The 24,253-nt window shown below is 73.8% G+C and carries 19 protein-coding genes and 1 pseudogene; 13 read left to right on the top strand and 7 right to left on the bottom strand.

Annotated elements, in window-relative coordinates:
- Positions 1 to 40 precede the first annotated feature (40 nt).
- A complete protein-coding gene (locus GWJ10_RS10225; protein WP_061268761.1) occupies positions 41 to 853 on the bottom strand; it encodes an IclR family transcriptional regulator in 813 nt (270 codons plus the stop codon).
- Between the two features lie 129 nt (positions 854 to 982).
- Between GWJ10_RS10225 and GWJ10_RS10220 the strand changes: the two genes are divergently transcribed.
- The 8 genes and pseudogenes from GWJ10_RS10220 to allB all read left to right on the top strand — a co-directional run bounded on the left by GWJ10_RS10220 (position 983) and on the right by allB (position 11,586).
- On the top strand, positions 983 to 2,479 hold the full coding sequence (locus GWJ10_RS10220; protein WP_021480427.1) for an NAD-dependent malic enzyme: 1,497 nt from the start codon (positions 983 to 985) through the stop codon (positions 2,477 to 2,479).
- A gap of 44 nt (positions 2,480 to 2,523) precedes the next feature.
- A complete protein-coding gene (gene aceB / locus GWJ10_RS10215) occupies positions 2,524 to 4,170 on the top strand; it encodes a malate synthase A (RefSeq protein ID WP_085387606.1) in 1,647 nt (548 codons plus the stop codon).
- Entirely contained in the window at positions 4,170 to 5,519 is a 1,350-nt protein-coding gene (locus GWJ10_RS10210) for an aldolase/citrate lyase family protein (RefSeq protein WP_163187235.1), read from the top strand. The genes aceB and GWJ10_RS10210 overlap by 1 nt, the downstream gene beginning before the upstream one ends.
- A 78-nt stretch (positions 5,520 to 5,597) precedes the next feature.
- Positions 5,598 to 6,428 carry a bifunctional allantoicase/(S)-ureidoglycine aminohydrolase gene (locus tag GWJ10_RS10205; protein WP_021481128.1) on the top strand — a complete coding sequence of 277 codons (831 nt, stop codon included), beginning with the start codon at positions 5,598 to 5,600 and terminating at the stop codon, positions 6,426 to 6,428.
- Positions 6,429 to 6,628: 200 nt separating this feature from the next.
- Complete coding sequence (locus tag GWJ10_RS10200; protein WP_086151230.1) at positions 6,629 to 7,435, top strand: TIM barrel protein; 807 nt, start codon at positions 6,629 to 6,631, stop codon at positions 7,433 to 7,435.
- A 33-nt stretch (positions 7,436 to 7,468) separates the two neighbouring features.
- Positions 7,469 to 8,359, top strand: a pseudogene (locus tag GWJ10_RS10195) (2-hydroxy-3-oxopropionate reductase); the annotation flags it as partial.
- Between the two features lie 44 nt (positions 8,360 to 8,403).
- Positions 8,404 to 10,179: a glyoxylate carboligase gene (gcl, locus tag GWJ10_RS10190; protein WP_021481125.1), complete on the top strand. Its 1,776-nt coding sequence runs from the start codon at positions 8,404 to 8,406 to the stop codon at positions 10,177 to 10,179.
- 27 nt (positions 10,180 to 10,206) lie between these two features.
- Complete coding sequence (gene allB / locus GWJ10_RS10185; protein WP_241005742.1) at positions 10,207 to 11,586, top strand: allantoinase AllB; 1,380 nt, start codon at positions 10,207 to 10,209, stop codon at positions 11,584 to 11,586.
- Between the two features lie 208 nt (positions 11,587 to 11,794).
- On the opposite strand, the gene GWJ10_RS10180 is transcribed toward allB, so the two are convergent.
- From GWJ10_RS10180 to GWJ10_RS10170, 3 genes are all read right to left on the bottom strand, one after another.
- The gene (locus GWJ10_RS10180; protein ID WP_085387610.1) at positions 11,795 to 12,283 is read right to left on the bottom strand and encodes an SRPBCC family protein; all 489 of its coding nucleotides are present in this window, start codon (positions 12,281 to 12,283) and stop codon (positions 11,795 to 11,797) included.
- Positions 12,280 to 12,648 (bottom strand): metalloregulator ArsR/SmtB family transcription factor, encoded by a 369-nt coding sequence (locus tag GWJ10_RS10175; protein ID WP_043654229.1) that lies wholly within the window; start codon positions 12,646 to 12,648, stop codon positions 12,280 to 12,282. The genes GWJ10_RS10180 and GWJ10_RS10175 overlap by 4 nt, the downstream gene beginning before the upstream one ends.
- Positions 12,649 to 12,761: 113 nt before the next feature.
- The gene (locus GWJ10_RS10170; protein ID WP_163187232.1) at positions 12,762 to 14,141 is read right to left on the bottom strand and encodes a deoxyribodipyrimidine photo-lyase; all 1,380 of its coding nucleotides are present in this window, start codon (positions 14,139 to 14,141) and stop codon (positions 12,762 to 12,764) included.
- A gap of 51 nt (positions 14,142 to 14,192) precedes the next feature.
- Here GWJ10_RS10170 and GWJ10_RS10165 point away from each other — a divergent pair, with 51 nt between their 5' ends.
- The gene (locus GWJ10_RS10165; RefSeq protein ID WP_163187230.1) at positions 14,193 to 15,824 is read left to right on the top strand and encodes a peptide MFS transporter; all 1,632 of its coding nucleotides are present in this window, start codon (positions 14,193 to 14,195) and stop codon (positions 15,822 to 15,824) included.
- Positions 15,825 to 15,910: 86 nt separating this feature from the next.
- On the opposite strand, the gene GWJ10_RS10160 is transcribed toward GWJ10_RS10165, so the two are convergent.
- Positions 15,911 to 16,495 (bottom strand): DoxX family protein, encoded by a 585-nt coding sequence (locus GWJ10_RS10160; RefSeq protein WP_163187228.1) that lies wholly within the window; start codon positions 16,493 to 16,495, stop codon positions 15,911 to 15,913.
- Between the two features lie 320 nt (positions 16,496 to 16,815).
- Here GWJ10_RS10160 and ilvD (GWJ10_RS10155) point away from each other — a divergent pair, with 320 nt between their 5' ends.
- Positions 16,816 to 18,678, top strand: a complete 1,863-nt coding sequence (ilvD, locus tag GWJ10_RS10155; protein ID WP_163187226.1) for a dihydroxy-acid dehydratase — start codon at positions 16,816 to 16,818, stop codon at positions 18,676 to 18,678.
- Between the two features lie 78 nt (positions 18,679 to 18,756).
- Here the strand turns inward: ilvD (GWJ10_RS10155) and GWJ10_RS10150 are convergent, their stop codons facing one another.
- Positions 18,757 to 19,317 (bottom strand): hypothetical protein, encoded by a 561-nt coding sequence (locus tag GWJ10_RS10150; RefSeq protein WP_163187224.1) that lies wholly within the window; start codon positions 19,315 to 19,317, stop codon positions 18,757 to 18,759.
- Between the two features lie 126 nt (positions 19,318 to 19,443).
- On the opposite strand from GWJ10_RS10150, the gene ilvD (GWJ10_RS10145) reads away from it, so the two are divergent.
- The 3 genes from ilvD (GWJ10_RS10145) (at position 19,444) to GWJ10_RS10135 (ending at position 22,798) form a co-directional block, all read left to right on the top strand.
- Positions 19,444 to 21,162, top strand: coding sequence for a dihydroxy-acid dehydratase (gene ilvD, locus GWJ10_RS10145; RefSeq protein ID WP_163187222.1), 1,719 nt, complete (start codon positions 19,444 to 19,446; stop codon positions 21,160 to 21,162).
- Positions 21,163 to 21,242: 80 nt separating this feature from the next.
- On the top strand, positions 21,243 to 21,917 hold the full coding sequence (locus GWJ10_RS10140; RefSeq protein ID WP_163187220.1) for a 4a-hydroxytetrahydrobiopterin dehydratase: 675 nt from the start codon (positions 21,243 to 21,245) through the stop codon (positions 21,915 to 21,917).
- Between the two features lie 68 nt (positions 21,918 to 21,985).
- On the top strand, positions 21,986 to 22,798 hold the full coding sequence (locus tag GWJ10_RS10135; RefSeq protein ID WP_163187218.1) for a hypothetical protein: 813 nt from the start codon (positions 21,986 to 21,988) through the stop codon (positions 22,796 to 22,798).
- 36 nt (positions 22,799 to 22,834) lie between these two features.
- On the opposite strand, the gene GWJ10_RS10130 is transcribed toward GWJ10_RS10135, so the two are convergent.
- Positions 22,835 to 24,211: a cytochrome P450 gene (locus tag GWJ10_RS10130; protein WP_241005741.1), complete on the bottom strand. Its 1,377-nt coding sequence runs from the start codon at positions 24,209 to 24,211 to the stop codon at positions 22,835 to 22,837.
- Positions 24,212 to 24,253: the final 42 nt, after the last annotated feature.

Raw genomic sequence — 24,253 nt, 5'->3', positions numbered from 1 at the left:
GGGCCGCGGAGCCCCCGCGGCCGGGCAGGGCGCGCCCATCTCAGGGCGCCGCGGTGATGAGCTCGCGCGTGAGCTCGCTCGCGACGCGGTGCAGCACCGGGACCGCGTGCTCGCCGAACTCGTACGTCACGCGGGCCGCGGGCCCGGAGACGGACAGCGCGGTGGGGGTCGGGGCGTCGGGCACCGCGACGGCGAAGCAGCGCACGCCGAGCTCCTGCTCGCCGTCGTCGATCGCGTACCCGCGCTCGCGGGTCGCGGCGAGCTCCGCGAGGAGCGCGTCGACGTCGGTGATCGACTGGTCCGTCGCGGGGGGCATGCCGACGCGGCCCATGATCTCGCGCACCGTCTGGTCGGGGAGCTGGGCGAGGACCGCCTTGCCGACGCCCGTGCAGTGCGTGTACACGCGTCGTCCGACCTCGGTGAACATGCGCATCGAGTGGCTCGACGACGCCTGGGCGACGTAGACCGCCATGTCGCGGTCGATCATCGCGAGGTTCGCCGACTCGCCGAGGTCGTGGGCGAGGCGCTCCAGGTAGGGGCGCGCACCGGCGCCGAGCTGGCGGCCCGCCGACTCGCCGAGCCGGATGAGGCGCGGGCCGAGGGTGTACCGCCGCGACGGCGTCTGGCGCACGTAGCCCTGGGCGAGCAGCGTGCGCAGCAGGCGGTGGATCGTGGGCAGGGGGAGCCCCGCGTGCTGCGCGAGCTCGCTCAGGCCGGACTCCCCGCCGAAGTCGGCGAGCAGCTCGAGCAGCTCGATCGCGCGGTCCACGGACTGCACGCCCCCGGCCGGCTTCGCCGTCCGCGTGCCCGGCGCGGTCTCCGTCGGCTCCGTCGCCGCCGGTGTCTCGGCCATCTCACCATCTCCTGTCCACCAGGTGCCGCCCGACGGCGGGCGCACCTCGCCTGAGCAGTGCGGGAACCTCCCGCACTCCCTTCCGCATCACGGAAGACACGCATCAGCATACGAGAAGAAGGAACGAACATGACGTCCGAGACGAAGGCCCCGGAGACGCAGGCCGCGACGGCGAAGAACGCCGCGACCAGCCCGAGCTACTCCATCACGCTGCGCGTCGAGGCCCCCAGCGGTCACCGCACGGCGAGCGACCTCGTCGCGGCCGTGAGCGCGACGGGTGCCGCGATCACGGGCGTCGACGTCTCGGAGTCGGGCGCCGACCGCCTCGTCGTCGACATCACGGCCGACACCGTCGACGCCGCGCACGTGGAGCAGATCCGGGACGCGCTGAGCGCGCTCGACGGCCTCACCGTGCGGCACGTGAGCGACGCGACGTTCCTCATGCACCTCGGCGGCAAGCTCGAGGTCAACCCCAAGGTGCCGCTGCGCCACCGCGCCGACCTGGCCCGTGCCTACACGCCGGGCGTGGCGCGCGTGTGCCTCGCCATCGCGGAGCGGCCCGAGGACGCGCGCCGTCTGACGGTCAAGCGCAACACGGTCGCGGTCGTGACCGACGGCACCGCCGTCCTCGGCCTGGGCGACATCGGTCCCGCCGCGGCCCTCCCCGTCATGGAGGGCAAGGCCGCGCTGTTCAAGCAGTTCGCGGGCGTCGACGCCTGGCCGGTGTGCCTCGACACGACCGACACCGAGGAGATCATCCGCACGGTGAAGGCCATCGCGCCCGTGTACGGCGGGATCAACCTCGAGGACATCTCCGCGCCCCGCTGCTTCGAGATCGAGCGCCGCCTGCGCGAGGAGCTCGACATCCCCGTGTTCCACGACGACCAGCACGGCACGGCGATCGTCGTGCTCGCGGCGCTGACGAACGCGCTGCGCGTGGTGGGCAAGGCCATCGAGGACGTGCGCATCGTCGTCTCCGGTGTCGGCGCGGCGGGCAACGCGATCATCGCGCTGCTCCAGGGCCAGGGCGCGGGCAACATCGTCGCGTTCGACCGCCAGGGCGCGATCCACCCCGGCGCGAGCCTCACCGACGAGCACCGCCGCCGCCTGGCGGAGACGACCAACCCCGAGGGTTTCACGGGCACGCTGCGCGAGGGCCTGGCCGGTGCCGACGTCTTCATCGGCGTCTCGGGGCCGAACATCCTCACGGGCGACGACGTGGCCACCATGGCCGACGACGCGATCGTCTTCGCGCTGGCGAACCCTACGCCGGAGGTCGACCCGATCGCCGCGGCGCAGCACGCGACGGTCGTCGCCACGGGCCGGAGCGACTACCCGAACCAGATCAACAACGTGCTCGCCTTCCCGGGCCTCTTCCGCGGCCTGCTGGACGTCGGCGCGAGCGAGATCACCGACGAGATGCTGCGCGCCGCGGCCGTCGCGATCGCCGACGCGGTCGCGCCCGAGGAGCTCAGCGCGAGCTACATCGTCCCGAGCGTCTTCGAGCCGGCCGTCTCCACGGCCGTCGCGCGCGCCGTCGCCGAGGTCGCGGAGCGCGACCGCGCGGGCCAGGCTCAGGAGAGCAGCACGTCGGGCCACCACGTCGGGTCAGCAGCCCGGTCCTGACGCACCCTCGTCAGCCCGGCCCGCCCCGCAGAAAGGACACCACCATGACCACCACCACGGCCGTCGCCGTCCACGGACCCGCCGTCGAGCGGTCCGACGAGATCCTCACGCCGGACGCGCTCGACTTCGTCGCCGACCTGCAGCGCCGGTTCGGCGCCCGCCGCGACGAGCTGCTCGCCGCCCGGGCCGCGCGGCGCGAGCAGGTCGCCCGCACGGGTCGCCTCGACTTCCTGCCCGAGACCGCCGACGTGCGCGCGGGGGACTGGACGGTCGCCGGCGCGCCCGCCGACCTCCGGGACCGCCGCGTCGAGATCACCGGGCCCCCGACGCCCAAGATGGCGATCAACGCCCTCAACTCGGGCGCGAAGGTCTGGCTCGCCGACCTCGAGGACGCGTCGACGCCGCACTGGAGCAACGTCGTCGGGGGGCAGGTCGCCCTGCACGACGCGACGCGCCGCACGCTCGCGTTCACGTCGCCCGAGGGCAAGCAGTACGCGCTGCGCCCGGAGACCGACGGCGACCCGCTCGCCGTCATGGTCGTGCGGCCCCGTGGGTGGCACTTCGACGAGGTGCACCTCACCGTGGACGGGACGCCCGCCGTGGGCGCGCTCGTCGACTTCGGGCTGCACTTCTTCCACAACGCCGCGGAGCTCGTCGCGCGCGGCTCCGGGCCGTACTACTACCTGCCGAAGATGGAGTCCCACCTCGAGGCGCGCCTGTGGGACGAGGTCTTCACGCACGCGGAGCAGGCGCTCGGCATCCCGCACGGGACGATCCGGGCGACGGTTCTCATCGAGACGATCCCGGCCGCGTTCGAGATGGACGAGATCCTCTACGAGCTGCGCGACCACGCGTCCGGGCTCAACGCGGGCCGCTGGGACTACCTGTTCTCCGTGATCAAGTACTTCCGCGACTCCGGGCCGTCGTTCACGCTGCCCGACCGCGGGTCCATCACGATGACCGCGCCGTTCATGCGCGCGTACACCGAGCTGCTGGTGCAGACGTGCCACCGGCGCGGCGCGTTCGCGATGGGCGGCATGGCGGCCGTCATCCCGAACCGCCGCGAGCCCGAGGTCACCGCCCAGGCGTTCGAGAAGGTGCGCGCCGACAAGCAGCGCGAGGCCGGCGACGGCTTCGACGGGTCGTGGGTCGCGCACCCGGACCTCGTGCCGGTGTGCCGCGAGGTGTTCGACGGGGTGCTCGGCGAGCGACCCAACCAGCTCGACCGGCAGCGCCCCGACGTCCACGTCACGGCCGACCAGCTCCTCGACGTGGCGTCCGCGCAGGGGGACGTCACCGAGGCGGGGCTGCGCAACAACCTCTACGTGTCCGTCGCGTACGTCGCGGCGTGGCTCGCGGGCAACGGCGCGGTCGCGATCCACAACCTCATGGAGGACGCCGCGACCGCGGAGATCTCGCGCTCGCAGGTGTGGCAGTGGGTGCGCTCGGGCGCGTCGTTCACCGCGGGCGAGAGCGCGGGCACGACCGTCACCGCGGACCTGGTCCGCACGCTCCTGCGCGAGGAGACCGCGCGGCTGCGGGACGACGTCGGGCACGAGGCCTACGACGCCGGGCCGTACGACCGGGCGGCGGCGCTCGTCGAGGACATCGCGCTCAACGAGCACTACGTCGACTTCCTCACGCTGCCCGCGTACGAGGACGTCGTCGCGCACGAGCAGGACGCGTCCTGATGCCGGCCGGTCCCGAGGCGGGCTCGGTCCGCGGCTTCAGCGAGGACGGCGTCGCGGCGCTGCACGCGTCGCTCGACGGGCTGCTCGCGCCCTGGGACGCGGAGCTCGCGGCCCGCTACCCGGGCGACGACGGCTCGCGCCAGCCCGTGCACACCGTCTACGTGTCGGGCGACCGGTACGCGGCCGGCCTCGCACCGGAGTGGGCGGCCCGGGCGCGCGAGGCGGTCGACGGCGCAGGCGGCGTCCGCCGTCTCGTGGACCTGCTGGGCGTCGGGGAGGGGGCCGGGGGCGACCTCGCGGACGCCGTCGCGGAGCGCGTGAGCGCGAAGCTCGCGGTCGAGGCGATCGAGGACCTCCGGATCGACTTCGAGGACGGGCTCGGCGACCGCGGCGACGCGGCGGAGGACGCCGCGGTGATCGCGGCGGCGCGCGAGCTCGTCCGGGCCGAGGCGCAGGGCACCGCGACGCCGTTCGCGGGCATCCGCATCAAGTGCCTCGAGGAGGCGACGCGCCGACGTGGCGTGCGCACCCTCGCGCTGTTCGTCGCGGAGCTCGTCGCGGGTCGCGCCGGGGCCGGCGAGGCCCGCGCCCTGCCGGACGGGTTCGTCGTGACGCTCGCCAAGGTCACCGCGCCGCAGCAGGTCGAGGCGATGGCGCGCGCGTGCGAGCACGTCGAGGAGGCGAACGGCCTCGAACCGGGCACCCTGCGGTTCGAGGTGCAGGTCGAGACGCCGCAGGCGCTGCTCGCGGCCGACGGCACGGCGACGGTCGCCCGCCTGGTGCACGCCGCGCCGGGTCGTGTGACGGCGCTGCACTACGGCACGTACGACTACTCGGCGTCGCTCGGCATCGCGGCGGCGTACCAGTCGATGGAGCACCCCGCGGCCGACCACGCGAAGTCGGTCATGCAGCTCGCCGTCGCGGGCACGGGCGTGCGCCTGTCGGACGGGTCGACGAACGTCCTGCCCGTCGGTGACCCCCAGGCCGTCGACGCCGCGTGGCGACTGCACGGGCGGCTCGTGCGCCGCTCGCTCGAGCGCGGGTACTACCAGGGCTGGGACCTGCACCCCGCGCAGCTCCCGAGCCGGTTCGCCGCGACGTACGCCTTCTACCGCGAGGGCGCGGCGTCGGCGCTCGCGCGCCTCGCGGCGTACGTCGGGTTCGTGCCCGACGCCGGGGGCGTCCTCGACGAGCCGGCGACCGCCAAGGCGATGGCCTGGTTCCTCGGACGCGGCGTCGACTGCGGCGCGCTCACCGAGACCGAGGTCCGCACCGCGACCGGCCTCGACCGCGCCGGGCTCGACGCGGTCCGCGTCTCCGGGCGCGCGCCGCAGCCGGTCGCGGGCTGAGCGCCCGCCCTCCCATCCTTCCCGCCGTCCGCCGTGGTACCGCCACCGGCACGGCCACGACCTCCGAGGAGTGACCCCATGACCCAGACCACCCCCTACTACACCCCGCAGGGTGGCCTGCCCGGCCAGACCGAGCTGCTCACCGACCGCGCGATCGTCACCGAGGCGTACACGGTGATCCCGCGCGGCGTGCTGCGCGACATCGTCACGAGCAACCTGCCCGGCTGGGACAAGACCCGGCTGTGGGTGCTCGCCCGGCCGATCGAGGGCTTCGCGACGACGTTCGCGCAGTACGTCATGGAGGTCTCGCCCGGCGGCGGGTCGGACCAGGGCGAGGACGAGGAGACCGTGCAGTCCGTCGTCTTCGTCACCGAGGGCACGCTCGTGCTCACGCTCGCCGGGGTCGAGCACGTGCTCGAGCCGGGCGGGTACGCGTACCTGGCGGCGGGGGAGCGGTGGGCGCTGCACAACCGCTCGGACGCCAAGGCCGCGTTCCAGTGGATCCGCAAGGTGTACGAGCCGATCCCGGGCCACACCGCGACGTCGTTCGTCACGCGCGAGCAGGACGTCGAGCCGCGCGCGATGCCGGACACGGACGGCGTGTGGGTGACGACGCGGTTCGTCGACCCCGACGACCTCGCGCACGACATGCACGTCAACATCGTGACGTTCCAGCCCGGCGGGTCCATCCCGTTCGCGGAGACGCACATCATGGAGCACGGCCTCTACGTGCTCGAGGGCAAGGCGGTCTACCGCCTCAACGGCGACTGGGTCGAGGTGCAGGAGGGCGACTTCATGTGGCTCCGGGCGTTCTGCCCGCAGGCCTGCTACGCGGGCGGCCCCAAGCCGTTCCGCTACCTGCTCTACAAGGACGTGAACCGGCAGGTGAAGCTCGACCGTCGGCGCTGACGACCGTCGGCGACGTCGCGCGAAGGGCCCGGTCCCCCTGGAGGGGCCGGGCCCTTCGTCGTCCGTGCGCTCCGGGCCGAGGGCGGTGGCGCTGTTGACGCCCGGCGACGCGCGTGCCTACACTTCCATACAGCAGAAGAAAAGTTCCGCAAGATGGAATCGCAACGCAGCGAGACGCGGACGGACCCAGGGAGACGACGATGAGCCCCGCACCGACGTACACCGTCAACTGCTCGATCCTGCTCACGGACCTGCCGCTGCTCGAGCGGCCGGCCGCCGCCGCGGCGGCGGGGTTCCGGGGCGTCGAGTTCTGGTGGCCGTTCGCGTCGCCCACGCCCGCCCGCGACGAGGTGGACGCGTTCGTCGGCGCGATCGAGACCGCGGGCGTGCAGCTCACGGGCCTCAACTTCGACGCCGGGAACATGCCCGGCGGCGACCGCGGCCTCGTGTCGTGGCCCGCGCGCTCCGCCGACCTGCGCGCGAACCTCGACGTCGTCACCGCGATCGGGGAGCGCACCGGCTGCCGCGCGTTCAACGCGCTCTACGGCAACCGCCAGGAGGGCGAGACGCCCGAGGTGCAGGACGAGCTCGGTGCCGAGAACCTCGCGCTCGCGGCGCGGGCCGTCGGGCGCATCGGAGGCACGGTGCTCGTCGAGCCCGTGAGCGGCGCGCCGGCCTACCCGCTGAAGACCGCGGCCGACGCGGTGCGCGTCATCGACCGGGTCGCCGCCGACCACGGCGAGACGAACCTCGGTCTCCTGTTCGACGTCTACCACCTGGCCGTCAACGGCGACGACGTCGACGCGGCCCTGTCGACCTACCGCGGCCGCATCGCGCACGTGCAGGTCGCGGACGCGCCCGGTCGTGGCGAGCCCGGCACGGGCGACCTGCCGATCGAGCGCTGGACGAAGGACCTGCGCGCCGGCGGCTACGACGGCTGGATCGGCCTCGAGTACAAGACCGCGGCCGCCGACCCGTTCGCGTGGCTCCCCGCCGCCGAGCGCTGACGCGACCCCCCGACCCGAACCACCCAAGAGGAGCACACCATGGCCTCCATCGCCTTCATCGGACTCGGCATCATGGGCAGCCCCATGGCCGTCCACCTGCAGAACGCCGGGCACGACGTCGCGGGCTACAACCGCAGCCCCGAGAAGACCGCGCCGCTCGTCGAGGCGGGTGGTCGCGCGGCCGCGTCGGTCGCCGACGCGGTCTCGGGCGCCGACGTCGTCGCGATCATGGTCCCGGACTCGCCCGACGTGGAGGCGGTGCTCACCGGCGACGACGGCGTCCTCGCGAACGCGAAGCCCGGCGCGCTCGTCGTCGACTTCTCCTCGATCCGCCCGGACGTCACGGTCGCGCTCGCGCAGCAGGCGAAGGACGCGGGCCTGCGGATCGTCGACGCCCCCGTCTCGGGCGGCGAGCCGGGCGCGATCAACGCCGCGCTGTCGATCATGGTCGGCGGCACGCCCGAGGACTTCGAGGCGGCCAAGCCGTTCCTCGACATCGTCGGCAAGACGGTCGTGCACGTGGGCCCGAACGGCTCCGGCCAGACGGTCAAGGCCGCGAACCAGCTCATCGTCGCCGCGAACATCCAGGCGCTCGCCGAGGCGGTCGTCTTCCTCGAGGCCTACGGCGTCGACACCGAGGCCGCGATCGAGGTCCTGGGCGGCGGCCTCGCGGGCTCGGCGGTGCTGAACCAGAAGGCGCGCAAGATGCTCGACCGCGACTTCGGCCCCGGCTTCCGGATCGAGCTCCACCACAAGGACCTCGGCATCGTCACCGCCGCGGCCCGCGAGGCGGGCGTCGTCGCGCCGCTCGGCGGCCTCGTCGCCCAGCTCATGGCCTCCGCCCGCGCGAACGGCGACGGCGGCCTCGACCACTCCGGCCTGTTCCGCGGCGTCGAGCGCCTGTCCGGCCGCGACGGCTCCTGACCTTCCCCCCGACGACGACGTCACCTCCAGCAAGGAGAGAAACCATGCCTCGTATGCGTGCGGTGGACGCCGCAGTGGCGATCCTCGAGATCGAGGGCGCGACCCAGGCGTTCGGCCTGCCCGGCGCCGCCATCAACCCCTTCTACTCCGCGATGCGCGCGCACGGCGGCATCGACCACGTGCTCGCCCGCCACGTCGAGGGCGCGTCGCACATGGCCGACGGCTACTCCCGCGCGAAGCCGGGGAACATCGGCATCTGCATCGGCACGTCGGGCCCCGCGGGCACCGACATGATCACCGGCCTCTACGCCGCGTGGGCCGACTCGATCCCGATGCTCTGCATCACGGGCCAGGCGCCGGTCGCCAAGCTCGACAAGGAGGACTTCCAGGCCGTCGACATCGCGAGCATCGCCGCTCCGGTGACGAAGATGGCCAAGACCGTCCTCGAGGCCGGGCAGGTGCCGCAGGTCTTCCAGCAGGCGTTCCACCTCATGCGCTCGGGCCGCCCGGGCCCGGTGCTCGTCGACCTGCCGATCGACGTGCAGCTCACGGAGATCGAGTTCGACCCGGCGACCTACGAGCCGCTGCCCGTGCACCGCCCGACGGCGACGCGCGCCCAGGCCGAGAAGGCGATCGACCTGCTGCTCGCGGCGGAGCGTCCCCTGCTGGTCGCGGGCGGCGGCATCGTCAACGCGGGCGGCGAGGACCTGCTCGTCGAGCTCGCCGAGACGCTGGGCGTCCCCGTGATCCCCACGCTCATGGGCTGGGGCGTCATCCCGGACGACCACGCGCTCATGGCCGGCATGGCCGGTCTCCAGACGTCGCACCGCTACGGCAACGCGAACCTGCTCGCGTCCGACTTCGTGCTCGGCATCGGCAACCGCTGGGCCAACCGCCACACGGGCGGCCTCGACACGTACCGCGCGGGCCGCACGTTCGTCCATGTCGACATCGAGCCGACGCAGATCGGTCGCGTGTTCGCGCCCGACTACGGCATCGTCTCGGACGCGAAGGCGGCCCTCGAGCTGTTCGTCGAGGTCGCGCGCGAGCGCCGCGACGCCGGCCGTGCGCGCGACTACGCGGGCTGGGCGGCCGAGTGCGCCGAGCGCAAGCGGACGCTGCAGCGCAAGACGCACTTCACCGAGATCCCCATCAAGCCGCAGCGCGTGTACGAGGAGATGAACAAGGCCTTCGGCCCCGAGACGCGCTACGTCACGACCATCGGGCTCTCGCAGATCGCCGGCGCGCAGTTCCTCCACGTGTACAAGCCGCGGCACTGGATCAACGCGGGCCAGGCCGGGCCCCTCGGCTGGACGGGGCCGGCGGCGCTCGGTGTCGCGAAGGCCGTGCCGGACGAGCCGGTCGTCGCGCTCTCGGGCGACTACGACTTCCAGTTCATGATCGAGGAGCTCGCGGTCGGCGCGCAGTTCAACCTGCCGTACGTGCACGTCGTCGTGAACAACTCCTACCTGGGCCTGATCCGCCAGGCGCAGCGGGCCTTCGACATGGACTACCACGTCCAGCTCTCGTTCGAGAACGTCAACTCGCCCGAGCTGGGCGGCTACGGCGTCGACCACGTCAAGGTGGCCGAGGGGCTGGGCTGCAAGGCGATCCGCGTGACCGACCCCGAGGGGCTCGGCGAGGCGTTCGCGAAGGCGCAGGCCATGGCGGCGGAGTTCCGCGTGCCGGTCGTGGTCGAGGTCATCCTCGAGCGCGTCACGAACATCGCCATGGGCGTCGAGATCACGGGCGTGAACGAGTTCGAGGACCTCGCGATCTCGGCCGAGGACGCCCCCACCGCCACCGCGCTGCTCGACTGAGCACGCCGCACCCAGGGAGCAGGAGACATGACGGAGGGCGCGATGGGCACGGGTGAGGTGAGCGGTCGCGGGCACGAGTACGACCTCGTCGTGCGCGGCGAGCGCGTGCTCGTCGCCGGTGGCGAGCACCCGCGCGAGGTAGGTGTCGTCGGGGGAGTGGTCCGCGCGATCGAGCCGCTCGGCGCGGGGCTCGACGGCGCGCGCGTCGTCGAGCTGGGGCCGCACCAGGTGCTGGTCCCCGGGCTCGTCGACACGCACGTGCACGTGAACGAGCCGGGGCGCACCGAGTGGGAGGGGTTCGCGTCCGCGACGCGGGCCGCCGCCGCGGGCGGGGTGACGACGATCGTCGACATGCCGCTCAACTCGATCCCCCCGACGGTCGACGTCGAGGCGCTCGAGACCAAGCAGAAGGTCGCGCGCGACCAGGCGTTCGTCGACGTCGGGTTCTGGGGCGGCGCCGTGCCCGGCAACGCGGACGAGCTGCGGCCCCTGTGGGACGCGGGCGTGTTCGGGTTCAAGTGCTTCCTGCTGCACTCGGGGGTCGAGGAGTTCGGGTACCTCGAGCCGGACGAGCTGGAGGCCGACCTGCGCCTGCTCGCCGACTTCGACGGGCTCATGCTCGTGCACGCCGAGGACTCGCGCGCGATCGAGCGGGCGCCCACCCCGCACGGCGACCACTACGACACGTTCCTCGCGTCGCGCCCGCGCGGCGCGGAGAACGTCGCGATCGCCGCGGTGATCGAGGCGGCGCGCTGGACCGGGGCGCGCGCGCACGTGCTGCACCTGTCGAGCTCGGACGCGCTGCCGATGATCCGGAGCGCGAAGCGCGAGGGCGTGCGCCTCACGGTCGAGACGTGCCCGCACTACCTGGCGCTCGCGGCCGAGGAGATCCCCGACGGCGCGACGCAGTTCAAGTGCTGCCCGCCCATCCGGGAGATCGACAACCGCGAGCTGCTCTGGGAGGGGCTGCTCGACGGCACGATCGACTGCATCGTCTCGGACCACTCGCCGAGCACGCCCGACCTCAAGGAGCTCGACACGGGCGACTTCGGGACGGCGTGGGGCGGCGTGTCGTCGCTCCAGCTCGGGCTCGCGATCGTGTGGACCGAGGCCCGGACGCGGGGCGTGCCGTTCGCGCGCGTCGTCGAGTGGATGTCGGCTCGCCCGGCGGCCGTCGCGGGTCTGCGGCGCAAGGGCTCGATCGCGCTCGGCTTCGACGCGGACCTCGCGGTGGTCGAGCCGGACACGGCGTTCGTCGTCGACCCGAAGGCCCTGCACCACAAGAACCCCATCACGCCGTACGCCGACCGCGCGCTCTCGGGCGCCGTCGTCGCGACGTACCTGCGGGGCGAGGAGATCACCCTCGACCGCCCCACGGGCCGCCTGCTCGCGCGCGGCGACGCGTGAGGGGCTGAGACTCCCGTGCCCGGCCGCGGGGGCCGGGCACGGGGAACCACCTGACCCGTACACGACGAGGGGCGGCACCGCTGGTGGGTGCCGCCCCTCGTCGAGCGCGAGGTAGAGCCCTGGTCGCCCGAGGTAGAGCCCTGGTCGCGACCACGGCTCTACCTCGGCGGACCGGGGCTCTACCTCGGCGGGGTGGAGGGCGTGGGGGTCAGGACTGCGCGAGGAGCTCGTCGAGCTGCTCGTAGCCCTCGCGCACGCCGACCTCCATGCCGCTCGCGACGAAGCCGTCGCGGCCCTCGAACGAGTCGACGAGCGACGTCGCGGTGAGCCGGCTGCGGCCGTCGGGCAGGTCCTCGAACACGAGGCGGTCGAGCGAGACGCCGTCGGGGAAGCCCTCGAACGTGAACGTCTGGACGATGAGCTCGTCCGGGCGCACCTCGTGGACGCTGCCGAAGAACGCGTACTCGTTGCCGTCCGGGTCGACCTGGACGTACCGGTACGCGCCGCCCGTGCGCACGTCCCAGAGCTCGTTGCGCTGGGTGAGGTAGCGCGGGCCGTTCCAGCGCGCGAAGAGCTCCGGGTCGAGGTGGGCGCGGAAGACCTTCGCCGCGGGCGCGTCGAACTCGCGCACGATGCGGACGATCGGGAGGTCCGTGGGGACGACGATCTCGGTCTCGTGGGTGCCGGTGGTGGTCATGGTGCTGCTCCTGTCGTCGGGTCGTTCTCGGTGGTGCCCGGTCGGTCGGGCAGGTCGCGCAGGACGTCGTCGAGGCGGCGGTAGCGGTCCTCGGCCTCGCGCCGGTAGCGCTCGATCCACTTCGTCATGAGGTCCAGCACCTCCGCCTCGAGGTGCACGGGGGCGCGCCGGGCGTCCGTCGTGCGGGTCACCAGGCCGGAGTCCTCGAGCACGCGCAGGTGCTTGGACACCGCCTGGACGGACATGTCGTACGGCCGGGCGAGCTCCCCGACGCTGGCGTCTCCCGACGCGAGCCGGGCCACCATGTCGCGGCGCGTGGGGTCGGCGAGCGCCGAGAACACGCGGGAGAGCGGGTCGGCCGTCACGGGACCTCCTCGTGGGGCGCCGGGGTACGGCGTCCGGTTCGTCAACTCATTGGTTGACAACGACGCTACGCCGCACCCGGCAAGTCGTCAACCCTTTGGTTGAGAAGAACGCGTCAGGCGCGCCGGGCCCGCTCGAAGTCGTCGAGCGAGACCTTCCGCTCGACGGCGTGGTCGACGATCCGCTCGGGGTACCCGGCCGGCAGCTCGCGCAGCGTCCACGGCTCGTGGACCCCCCGGCCCTCGACCTCCCGCAGCTCCGGCACCCACCGGCGCACATACGTGCCGTCGGGGTCGAACTTCTTGCCCTGGGTGACGGGGTTGAAGATGCGGAAGTACGGCGCGGCGTCGCGGCCCGTCCCCGCGACCCACTGCCAGTTCAGCTGGTTCTGCGAGACGTCGCCGTCCGCGAGGTGCGCCATGAAGTGCTCCGCGCCGCGCTGCCACCGCACGTGCAGGTCCTTGACGAGGAACGACGCCACGACCATCCGCACGCGGTTGTGCATCCACCCCTCGCCGAGGAGCTGGCGCATCCCGGCGTCGACGAGCGGGTAGCCCGTGCGGCCCTCGGCCCACGCGGCGAGGTACGCGTCCTCGGCGGCACCCTCCGCCCACGCGTCCTCCGGGACGACGGTCCGCAACGACTGCTGCGCCGCCCCCGGGTGGTGGAACAGGACGTCCGCGTGGAACTCGCGCCAGGCGAGCTCGGAGCGGTAGGCGAGCGCGTCGTCGGACGGCGCGGAGCCGTCGTGCAGGGCGCTCCGCACGTCGGCGAGGAGCGTGCGCGGGTGCAGCTCGCCCCACTTCAGCGGCACCGACATGCCCGACGTCGCGGGCCGGTCCGGGCGGTCGCGCTCGGTCGCGTAGCCCGCGAGGTGGTCCGCGAGGAAGTTGCGCCAGCGCCGTCGCGCCGCGGCCTCGCCCGCCGCGGGGAGCCGGGCGTCGGTACCGGGGTCGGCGGGGACGCCGTCCGACCGGAGCGTGGCCCACGGCACGTCGCGCGGCCTCGGCGCCGGGTCGCGCCAGCCGTGCTCGACCCACGCGTCGCGGAACGGCGTGAAGACCTGGAACGGGGTCCCGGTGCGCGTGCGCAGGCGCCCCGGCGCGACGGCGTAGGGCGAGCCGGTGCGCACGAGGTGCGCGTCGGCGTCGGGCAGCGCCTCCTCGACCGCGACGTCGCGGGCGACGCCGTAGGGCTCGAACGACGCCGCGACGTGCACCTCGCGCGCCTCGACCTCGCGCGCGACGGCGGGCACGACGGCGCGCGGGTCGCCGTGCCGGACGACGAGCCGGCCGCCCGTCGCCTCGTCGAGCGCGGCGAGGCTGCGCGCGAGGTAGGCGCGGCGCGGGTCGCCCGCGGCGCCCCACAGGCGGGGGTCGAGCACGTAGAGCGCGACGACCTCGTCGTCCGCGTCCCGGGCGGCCTGCACCGCCGCGACGAGGGCCGGGTTGTCGGCGAGGCGGAGGTCGCGGCGGCACCACCAGAGCGTCGGCATCCGGCCACGCTAACGGTCGCAGGCGGTGCACGCCGGTGGGAGCATCGCAGGATGGGTGGCGACGACCGACGAGAGCAGGACGACGCGCGACGCCGCGCGCTCGGGCGCGAGGCGCGCACCGAGCCGGAGGCCGGGGCTCCGCCCCTCGGGCCGGGTACCGCGGCCGGAGTGGGGGCGGCCGAGGGGCCCGCCGCGGGGGCCATCGTCGGGGACCACGCGTTCTTCGGGCACCCGCGCGGGCTGCTGACGCTCTTCACCACCGAGCTGTGGGAGCGGTTCAGCTACTACGGGATGCGCGCGATCCTGTTGTTCTACCTCACGGACACCGTCGCGAACGGCGGCCTGGGCATCGGGGAGACGACGGGCCTCGCGCTCGTGTCGATCTACGGGACCAGCGTGTACCTGCTGTCCGTCGTGGGCGGCTGGCTCGCGGACCGCGTGATCGGGTCCCGGCGCTCGGTCCTGTACGGGGGCATCATCATCGCGGCCGGGCACGTGAGCCTCACGATCCCCGGCACGGGCTTCTCGATGGTGGGCATCGCGCTCGTCGCGCTCGGCACCGGCCTGCTCAAGCCCAACGTGTCGTCGATGGTCGGCGAGCTGTACGCGCGCGACGACCCGCGCCGCGACTCGGGCTTCTCGATCTTCTACATGGGCATCAACCTCGGCTCGTTCGTCGCGCCGTTCCTCGTGGGCGCCGCGCGGGCCTGGGGCGGGTACCACGCGGGCTTCGCCGTCGCGGCGGTGGGCATGGCGGTCGCGCTCGTGTTCTTCGTCGCGGGCCGGCGCTACCTCGGCGAGGCGGGCGCGCACGTGCCCAACCCCGTCCGCCCCGAGGAGCGCGCCAAGATCGCGCGGATCTTCCTCCTCATCGCGGGCGGCGTGGTGCTCGTCGGTCTGGTCGCCGTCCTCGTCGCCGGCGGGTTCGAGATCTCGACCTTCATCGACACGATGTCCTACCTGGCGTTCCTCGCGCCGATCGCCTACTTCATCGTCATGTACCGCTCGCCGCGCGTGACGGACGCCGAGCGGCCGCGCGTCATCGCGTACATCCCGCTGTTCGTCGCGGCGATGCTCTTCTGGATGATCTTCGAGCAGGCGGCCACGACGCTCTCGGCGTTCGCGAAGGACCGCACCGACCTGACGTTCTTCGGCGTGGGCATCAGCCCCGAGTTCTTCCAGTCGGTGAACCCGCTGTCGATCATCGTCCTCGCGCCCGTGTTCGCGTGGATCTGGCTCAAGACGGGCGACCGCCCGACGACGGCCAACAAGTTCGCGATCGGCCTCACCCTCGCGTCGGTGTCGTTCCTCTTCCTCGCGGCCGCGTCGGCCGTCGTCGGCGACGGCAAGGCGCCGTCGTGGGTGCTCGTGCTCGTCTACGTGATCCAGACGCTCGGCGAGCTGTGCCTGTCGCCGGTCGGCCTCGCCGCGACGACCCTGCTCGCGCCGAAGGCGTTCCGGTCCCAGGCGATGGCCCTGTGGTTCCTCGCGCCCGCCGCCGGGCAGGCCATCACCGCGCAGGTCGTGCAGGTCACCGAGGGTGCCTCCGACACCGCGTACTTCGGCGGCATCGGCGCCATCACCCTCGTGTTCGCGCTCGCGCTGTTCGCGCTCGCGCCGTGGGTCACGCGGCACATCCGCCACGCCGACGAGCTCGAGGGCGCGCACACCGCCGGGGCCTGAGGGCGGCGTCGGACGACGGAGCGGGGCCGCGACGTCGCGGCCCCGCCCCGGTGCTGCACCCGTGGGGGTACCAGTCCCGCGGCGCGTCAGCGCAGCCAGGCCGCCCGGCGCACGAGGGGGAGGGCCGCCCAGCGTCGGCCGAGGCCCCACGTGTCGCCCGCGAGCGTCGTCGCGAGGACAGCGAGGAGCAGGATCACGAGGACGTGGTCGTCGACGACCGGGTTGTTCGAACCGGCCGCGAGCGGCCACTGCGAGAGCCACAGCATCGCGAACAGGACCGTGCCGCTCACCGCGGCGACCCGCAGGCCGATCCCCAGCAGGAGCGCGAGGCCGACGCCCAGCATCCCGAGCATGAAGAGCCAGTCGGTGACGGGGCTCGCCATCGCGGCGAACGTGCTCGCGAGCGGGCCCTGGGCGCCGTTCTCGAGGTAGCCCTGCGTGGGTGCGCCCCCCGCGAGCCACGCGCGCTCGCGCGGGGTCGCGTACCCGAGGCCGACGAGCTTGTCGGTGAACGGCCACAGGAAGACGACGGCCGTGCCGATCCGCGTGAGCGCGAGGGCGTGGCGGGCCGACGAGCGCGTGACGACGTCGTCCTGGGTGACGGGGTCGGTGGTGCGCGCTGCGGCCCCAGAGGTGGCGCCGGGCGGCGCGGACGTGGTGGACGTGGACATGGAGGTGCCCCCTCGGGGAGAGAAGTGGTCGGGTCGGGGCCGGCGAGGACCTGCCCCGACCCGAGCGGTGTGCCGCTCCCCGTCGAGGCGTCGCGGTGGTCGTCCGGCCGTGACGTGCTCGCCCACGGTGGCAGGGGTACGGGAGGCGGTTCAACCCTTACGTCCGGATCGCGTGGACATCCCGTAGGCCTGGCGGGGCTACGTACGTAGGCCGCACGACCACGAGACGGACGCCTCGGCCGGACCGCCCCGACGAGGCGTAATGTGACCCGGCGGCCGGAGGATCGGTCGCAGCACCCCGTCGAAGGAGCTGACCCGGAATGAGCCGCCCCCTGCGCTCTCGGACGTCCACCCACGGCCGCAACATGGCCGGCGCCCGCGCCCTCTGGCGCGCGACCGGCATGGGCGCGGAGGACTTCGGCAAGCCGATCATCGCGATCGCCAACTCGTACACGCAGTTCGTCCCCGGCCACGTACACCTCAAGGACATGGGCGACCTCGTCGCGTCCGCGATCCGCGAGGCCGGCGGCGTCTCCAAGGAGTTCAACACCATCGCCGTCGACGACGGCATCGCCATGGGCCACGGCGGCATGCTCTACTCGCTCCCGAGCCGCGACCTCATCGCCGACTCGGTCGAGTACATGGTCAACGCGCACTGCGCCGACGCCCTCGTGTGCATCTCGAACTGCGACAAGATCACGCCCGGCATGCTCAACGCCGCGCTGCGGCTCAACATCCCCGTGATCTTCGTGTCCGGCGGCCCCATGGAGGCGGGCAAGGCGGTCGTCGCCGACGGCGTCGCGAAGACCCCGCTCAACCTCGTCAACGCGATCAACTACTCGGCCGACGACGCGGTGTCCGACGCCGCGCTCGCCCAGGTCGAGGAGAACGCGTGCCCCACGTGCGGGTCGTGCTCCGGCATGTTCACCGCGAACTCGATGAACTGCCTCACCGAGGCGCTCGGCCTGTCGCTCCCCGGCAACGGCTCGACCCTCGCGACGCACGCCGCGCGCAAGGAGCTCTTCCTCGAGGCCGGCCGCACGATCGTCGGGCTCGCGAAGCGCTACTACGAGGACGAGGACGACTCCGTCGCGCCCCGCTCGATCGCGACCAAGGCCGCGTTCTCGAACGCCATGGCGCTCGACGTCGCGATGGGCGGCTCGACGAACACCGTGCTGCACATCCTCGCCGCCGCGCAGGAGGGGGGCGTCGACTTCGACCTCACCGACATCGAGCGCATCAGCCGCCAGGTTCCGTGCCTGTCCAAGGTCGCGCCGAACCACCCGAACTTCCACATGGAGGACGTGCACCGTGCCGGCGGCATCCCCGCCCTCCTGGGCGAGCTCGACCGCGCGGGCCTGCTCGACCACGACGTCACGAGCGTGCACACGCCGACGCTGCGCGAGTGGCTCGACGACTGGGACGTCCGGGGCGGCAAGGCGACCGAGCGGGCCGTCGAGCTGTTCCACGCGGCGCCCGGGGGAGTGCGCACCACGCAGGCGTTCTCGACGTCGAACCGCTGGGAGTCGCTCGACACCGACGCCGCGAACGGCTGCATCCGCGACCTCGAGCACGCGTACACCGTCGAGGGCGGGCTCGCCGTGCTGCGCGGCAACCTCGCCGAGGACGGCGCCGTGTTCAAGACCGCCGGGGTCGACCCGGACGTCTTCCACTTCGTCGGGAAGGCGCTCGTCTGCGAGTCGCAGGACGAGGCCGTCGAGAAGATCCTCACCAAGCAGGTCCAGCCCGGCCACGTCGTCGTCGTGCGCTACGAGGGCCCCGCGGGCGGCCCCGGCATGCAGGAGATGCTGTACCCGACGTCGTTCATCAAGGGCCGCGGCCTCGGCAAGGTCACCGCGCTCATCACCGACGGCCGCTTCTCCGGCGGGTCGTCGGGCATCTCCGTCGGCCACGTCTCGCCCGAGGCCGCCGCGGGCGGCGTCATCGGCCTCGTCGAGGACGGCGACGAGATCGAGATCGACGTCGACACGCGCCTGATCCGCCTCAACGTGCCCGACGACGTGCTCGCCGAGCGCCGCGCCAAGATGGAGGCGCGCGAGAACCCGTGGCAGCCGGTCGACCGCGACCGCTACGTCTCGCCCGCCCTCCAGGCCTACGCCGCCATGGCGACGTCCGCCGACCGCGGCGCCGTCCGCGACGTGTCGCTCATCAAGCGCCGCTGACCCGACGACGACGGGCCCGCACCTTCCGAGGTGCGGGCCCGTCGTCGTGCCCGGGCGCGGAGCCCCCCGCGGCGAGGGTCAGCACTCCTCCTCGGACTGCTCCGTGACGACCCACCGCGCGTCCTGCGGCACCATGACGGCGGTCCCGCAGTCGCCGCCGTCGTAGACGACGGACAGCACCGTCGCGTCGGCGCGCTCCTCGCGGACGCCGACCTCGACCTCCGGCACGTCGCCCACGGCCGCGTAGAGACCGGCGGTGGTCGTGGTCATCGATGCGCAGTCCGTGATGCCCGGCCACCCCTGTGCCGTCATCTCGGCGACCATCCGGTCGACGAGCTCCGGTGCGAGGTACCCGCACGCGACCTCGACCTCCGGCGCGCGGCTCGCGGCCAGCCACGCGCGGAACGACTCCTCGGGCGTCTCGACCTGCCCCTCGGGAGCCTCCTCGGCGCTCGCGGTCGCCGTCGCGGTCGCGGCGTCGTCGGGCGTCCCGGTCGTCGCGTCCGGTGCGGGGGCGGACGCCGCGGAGGTGGGAGAGCCGGGGCTCGTGCCCGACGGCGTGGGAGCCGCGCACGCGGCGGTCGCGGCCAGGGCGAGGACGGGCAGGACGGCTCGGACGGCTCCGGGGCGTGTGTGCACGGCCCCATGATGCCGTGCGCCTCGCACCGCGGTCGGCCCGTCTCGGGCCTGCACGGGCCGGGCGGGCCTCCGTGCCGCGGCGCGTCCCGCCGCGCCCCGCGCCGGTGCCGTTCCTAGAGTGGGGTCATGACTGGGCACACCTCGGGGTCCGACGCCGGACCCGACCTCAAGCCGCGTTCCCGCCAGGTCACCGACGGCCTGGAGGCGACGGCGTCGCGCGGCATGCTGCGCGCCGTCGGGATGGGCGACGAGGACTTCGCCAAGCCGCAGATCGGCATCGCGAGCTCGTGGAACGAGATCACGCCGTGCAACCTGTCGCTCGACCGGCTCGCGCAGGGCGCGAAGGAGGGCGTGCACGCGGGCGGCGGGTACCCGCTGCAGTTCGGGACGATCTCCGTCTCCGACGGCATCTCCATGGGCCACGAGGGGATGCACTTCTCGCTCGTGAGCCGCGACATCATCGCGGACTCGGTCGAGACGGTCGTCCAGGCGGAGCGCCTCGACGGGACGGTCCTCCTCGCCGGGTGCGACAAGTCCCTCCCGGGGATGCTCATGGCGGCAGCGCGGCTCGACCTGGCGAGCGTGTTCCTCTACGCGGGCTCGATCATGCCCGGCTGGGTCAAGCTCTCCGACGGCACGGAGAAGGACGTCACGCTCATCGACGCGTTCGAGGCGGTCGGCGCGTGCGCGCGCGGGCTCATGAGCCGCGAGGACGTGGACCGCATCGAGCGCGCCATCTGCCCCGGCGAGGGCGCGTGCGGCGGCATGTACACGGCGAACACGATGGCGTCGGTCGCGGAGGCGATGGGCATGTCGCTGCCCGGCTCGGCGGCGCCGCCGTCGGCGGACCGGCGCCGGGACGCGTTCGCGCACCGCTCGGGCGAGGCCGTCGTCAACCTGCTGCGGCTCGGCATCACGGCGCGCGACATCATGACGAAGGAGGCGTTCGAGAACGCGATCGCCGTCGTCATGGCGTTCGGCGGCTCCACCAACGCGGTGCTGCACCTGCTCGCCATCGCGCACGAGGCCGAGGTCGACCTCACGCTCGCCGACTTCGACCGCGTCGCGAGCCGCGTGCCGCACCTCGGCGACCTCAAGCCGTTCGGGCGCTACGTGATGAACGACGTCGACCGCATCGGCGGCGTGCCCGTCGTCATGAAGGCCCTGCTCGACGCCGGCCTGCTGCACGGCGACGCGCTCACCGTCACCGGCCGTACGGTCGCGGAGAACCTCGCCGACATCGACCCTCCCGACCCGGACGGCAAGATCCTGCGGGCCCTCGACGACCCGATCCACCACACGGGCGGCATCACGATCCTGCACGGGTCGCTCGCGCCCGAGGGCGCCGTCGTGAAGTCCGCCGGGTTCGACGAGGACGTGTTCGAGGGCACCGCGCGCGTCTTCGAGCGCGAGCGCGCGGCGCTCGACGCCCTGGAGGACGGCACGATCACCGACGGGGACGTCGTCGTCATCCGGTACGAGGGGCCCAAGGGCGGCCCGGGGATGCGCGAGATGCTCGCCATCACGGGCGCGATCAAGGGCGCGGGGCTCGGCAAGACGGTCCTGCTGCTCACGGACGGCCGCTTCTCCGGCGGGACGACCGGCCTGTGCGTCGGGCACGTGGCGCCCGAGGCGGTCGACGGGGGCCCCATCGCGTTCGTGCGCGACGGCGACCCGATCCGGCTCGACGTCGCGAACAAGACGCTCGACCTGCTCGTCGACGCCGACACTCTCGCCGCGCGCCGCGACGGGTGGGCGCCGCTGCCCCCGACGTTCACGCGCGGCGTGCTGGCAAAGTACGCCAAGCTCGTCCAGTCGGCGTCGCGCGGCGCGATCCTCGAGTGACCCCGGAGCGCGCGGGCGTCGGAGGCGCGCACTAGCGTGGTGTCGCACCTCGCCGCAGCGACGCACCCCGGAGGACGGCCATGACCCAGACGGCGGACGACCGCATCACCGCGCGCCAGTTCCACGACAGCGACGGCGTCGAGGACTGGCGGTTCATCCTCAGGACGGTGCAGACGCTGTTCCGCACGGGGTCGTTCACCGCGGGGGTGGAGCTCGTCGACGCGATCGGCGAGCTCGCCGAGGCGGCGAACCACCACCCCGACGTCGACCTGCGGTACGGGACGGTGACGGTCCGGCTGACGTCGCACGACGTGGGCGGCGTGAGCACGCGCGACGTCGAGCTCGCCCGGCAAATCTCTGCCGCGGCGCGCGAGCTTGACCTCGTCGCGGACCCGACGGCGGTGCAGGACCTCGAGATCGCGATCGACACCCTCGTCGGGACGGCGGTGCAGCCGTTCTGGCGCGCGGTCCTCGGGTTCGACGAGGGCGCGCCCGAGCTGCCCGCGCCCGAGCTCCGCGACCCGAGCGGGCGCGCCCCGGCGTTCTGGTTCCAGCAGATGGACGCGCCGCGCGAGCAGCGCAACCGCATCCACGTGGACGTGACGGTCCCGCACGACGTCGCGGAAGCGCGCGTCACCGCCGCCATCGCCGCGGGCGGGCACCTCGTGTCCGACCGGCGCGCGCCCGCGTTCTGGGTCCTGGCCGACGCCGAGGGCAACGAGGCGTGCGTGTGCACCTGGCAGGCGCGCGACTGACCGGGGCCGGTGGCGTCGGGGATGAGACGAGCGCGCAGGAACCGTCCGGTCCCTGCGAGGCTGGTCCCGTGAGTGCACGTCCGGAGAGATCGCCGCGCCGTCGCCGGGCCGCGTCCGCCGTCGTCCCGCTGGCCATCGTGACGGCCGCGGTCGTCGCGCTCGGCGGGTGCACTGCCGCCGGGGAGCCGGAGGTCGCTCCGGGGTCCTCCGCCCCGAGCCCGACGGCCACCGAGGACTCGCTGGGCACGCGCGACGAGCCGTCGGAGGAGACGACGCCCGAGGTGGTCGACCCGCTCGCCGACCGTCCCTCCGCGCCACCCGCCCAGGCGGTGGACGCGGGAACGGTCGCCGCCGGTGCACCCGCCGCGGCGAGCGGGACGGGGAGCGCCGCCGTGACGTTCGCGCGCGACGGCGACTTCGCCGTCGTCGTGCACCTGGACTGCGGCGACTGCGCGGGGACGCGCGCGTTCATGGCACCGACGGACGTCACGCCGTACCCGGGTGCGCTCGGTGAGACGACCGGGTCGTACCTCATGGACGTCTTCGAGGACTCCGCGCCGCAGCAGTCGATCTGGCTCGAAGCGTCGGGGGAGTGGTCCCTGCGGTTCGAGAGCTGGAACGACCTGCCGCCCGTCGCAGGGCCGCAGTCGGGCACGGGACCGACCGTCCTGCGGCTCGACGGCAGCACGACGAGCGCGGAGGTGTCGTGGACGCCGGCGGGCCCCGAGGACTCGTTCCAGGGCCGATACTTCGGGGTCACGCGCGAGGCGTCGCGCATGTTCGGCGACACCGAGGCGTTCACCGAGACGTACGACCTCGCGCTTCCCGGTGTCCTCGCCGTGAAGACCGCCGGCACGTGGAGCGTGACCCCGCAGGGCTGACGCCCGGTGTACCGCTGCCGATTCCCGCCCTGCGGGTCAGGCGCGCGCGACGACCAGCTGGTCGTAGCCGGGCACGAGGACCCGGCGCTTGGCGCGGCGCGACACGACGCGCAGGGGTGCGCCGTCGTCGAACAGCGCGTGCAGGAGCGCGGCGATCTCGGCGCGGGCGAGCGCGGCGCCGAGGCACAGGTGGCGCCCCGCGCCGAACCAGAGCTGGCGCGTCTCGCGCACGTAGGGGCGGTCGGCGCGGAACGGCCCGGCCGCTGTGTTCGCCGCCCACGTGAGGATCATGACGCGCTCCCCGGCGCGCAGGGTGCGGCCCGCGACCTCGACGTCGGCCGACACGCCCCGGCCGATCACCGAGGCCGGGCTCGTCACGCGCAGACCCTCGCGCACGGCGTTCTCGACGGCGTCCGGCTCGCCGGCGGCCCGCTCGACGGGGTGGGCGCGCTCGTCGGCCAGGAGCCGGAGCAGGCGGTGCTGCTCGCCCGTGTCGATCAGGAGCGCGGTGGTGCGGGCCATGGCCGACGCCGACGTCTCGGTGCCCGCGACCATGAGCAGGCTCGCGAGCCCGGTCGTCTCCTCCATCCCGAGGCCGAGCTCGCGGCACCGGCCGAGCAGGCGGTCGGCCGGCGCGTGCCGCCACCCGTCCGGGACGCCCTGGGTCAGCTCGGCGACGATCTCCCGCGCCGCCGCGACCTGGCCCGGCGCGAGGTACGTCGAGCCGGCGCTCCCGAGCGCGATCGACGCGAGCCGCTCGCCCGTCGCGAAGGCCGCGAGGGCGTCGTCGTCCGTCGGGACGGCCTCCGGCGTCGCGCCGGTCCCGGCGCCCGCCGCTGAGCTCGCCGCTGAGCCCGTCGCTGTGCCCGGCCCTGAGCCCGCCCCGGTGGCCGCCGGGGACGGGATGCCGAGCAGCGAGATCATCATCCGGCCGACGAGCACGCGCGCGAGCCGGCCGACGTCGACCGTCCCGCCCGCGGCGAGGGTGCGGCGCGCGTCGTCGAGCGCGAGCGACCACGCGCCGTCGACCAACGCCGCGGCGCTCGCCTCGGTGAAGAGCTCGCGCGAGCGGGTGCGCAGGTCGTGGTGGCCCGGGCCGTCGAACAGGTCGAGGACCCAGTCGCCGAGGATCTGGGCCCAGAGGTGCCCGACCCCGCCCTCGCCGACGATCGTGAAGTGCCGGTGGTCGGTGAGGATGCGGCGACCCACGGTCGGGTCGGCCGTCACCCACCCGAGGCCCGGCACCCGGCGCAGCCCACCGCCCGGACGCCGCCCGGTGAGCGCGCCGCCCACGAGGAGCACGCCGGCCATCGCGGGGCGCGCGGCGGTGAGGACCTGCAGCTCGTGCCGGGTCGTGGGCAGGGCGCGACGGCGCTCGCGGGTGGGCACGGGTCCGGTCGTGGTCGCAGTCACGGGGTCAGTGTGGCGCACGGGCAGGGCCACGGGGCGGCCGCG

This window comes from Cellulosimicrobium sp. SL-1 (assembly GCF_011033075.1).
Lineage (GTDB): Bacteria > Actinomycetota > Actinomycetes > Actinomycetales > Cellulomonadaceae > Cellulosimicrobium > Cellulosimicrobium funkei.
Note: the sequence above shows the minus strand (reverse complement) of the source record. Positions and strands in the feature narration are given on the sequence as shown.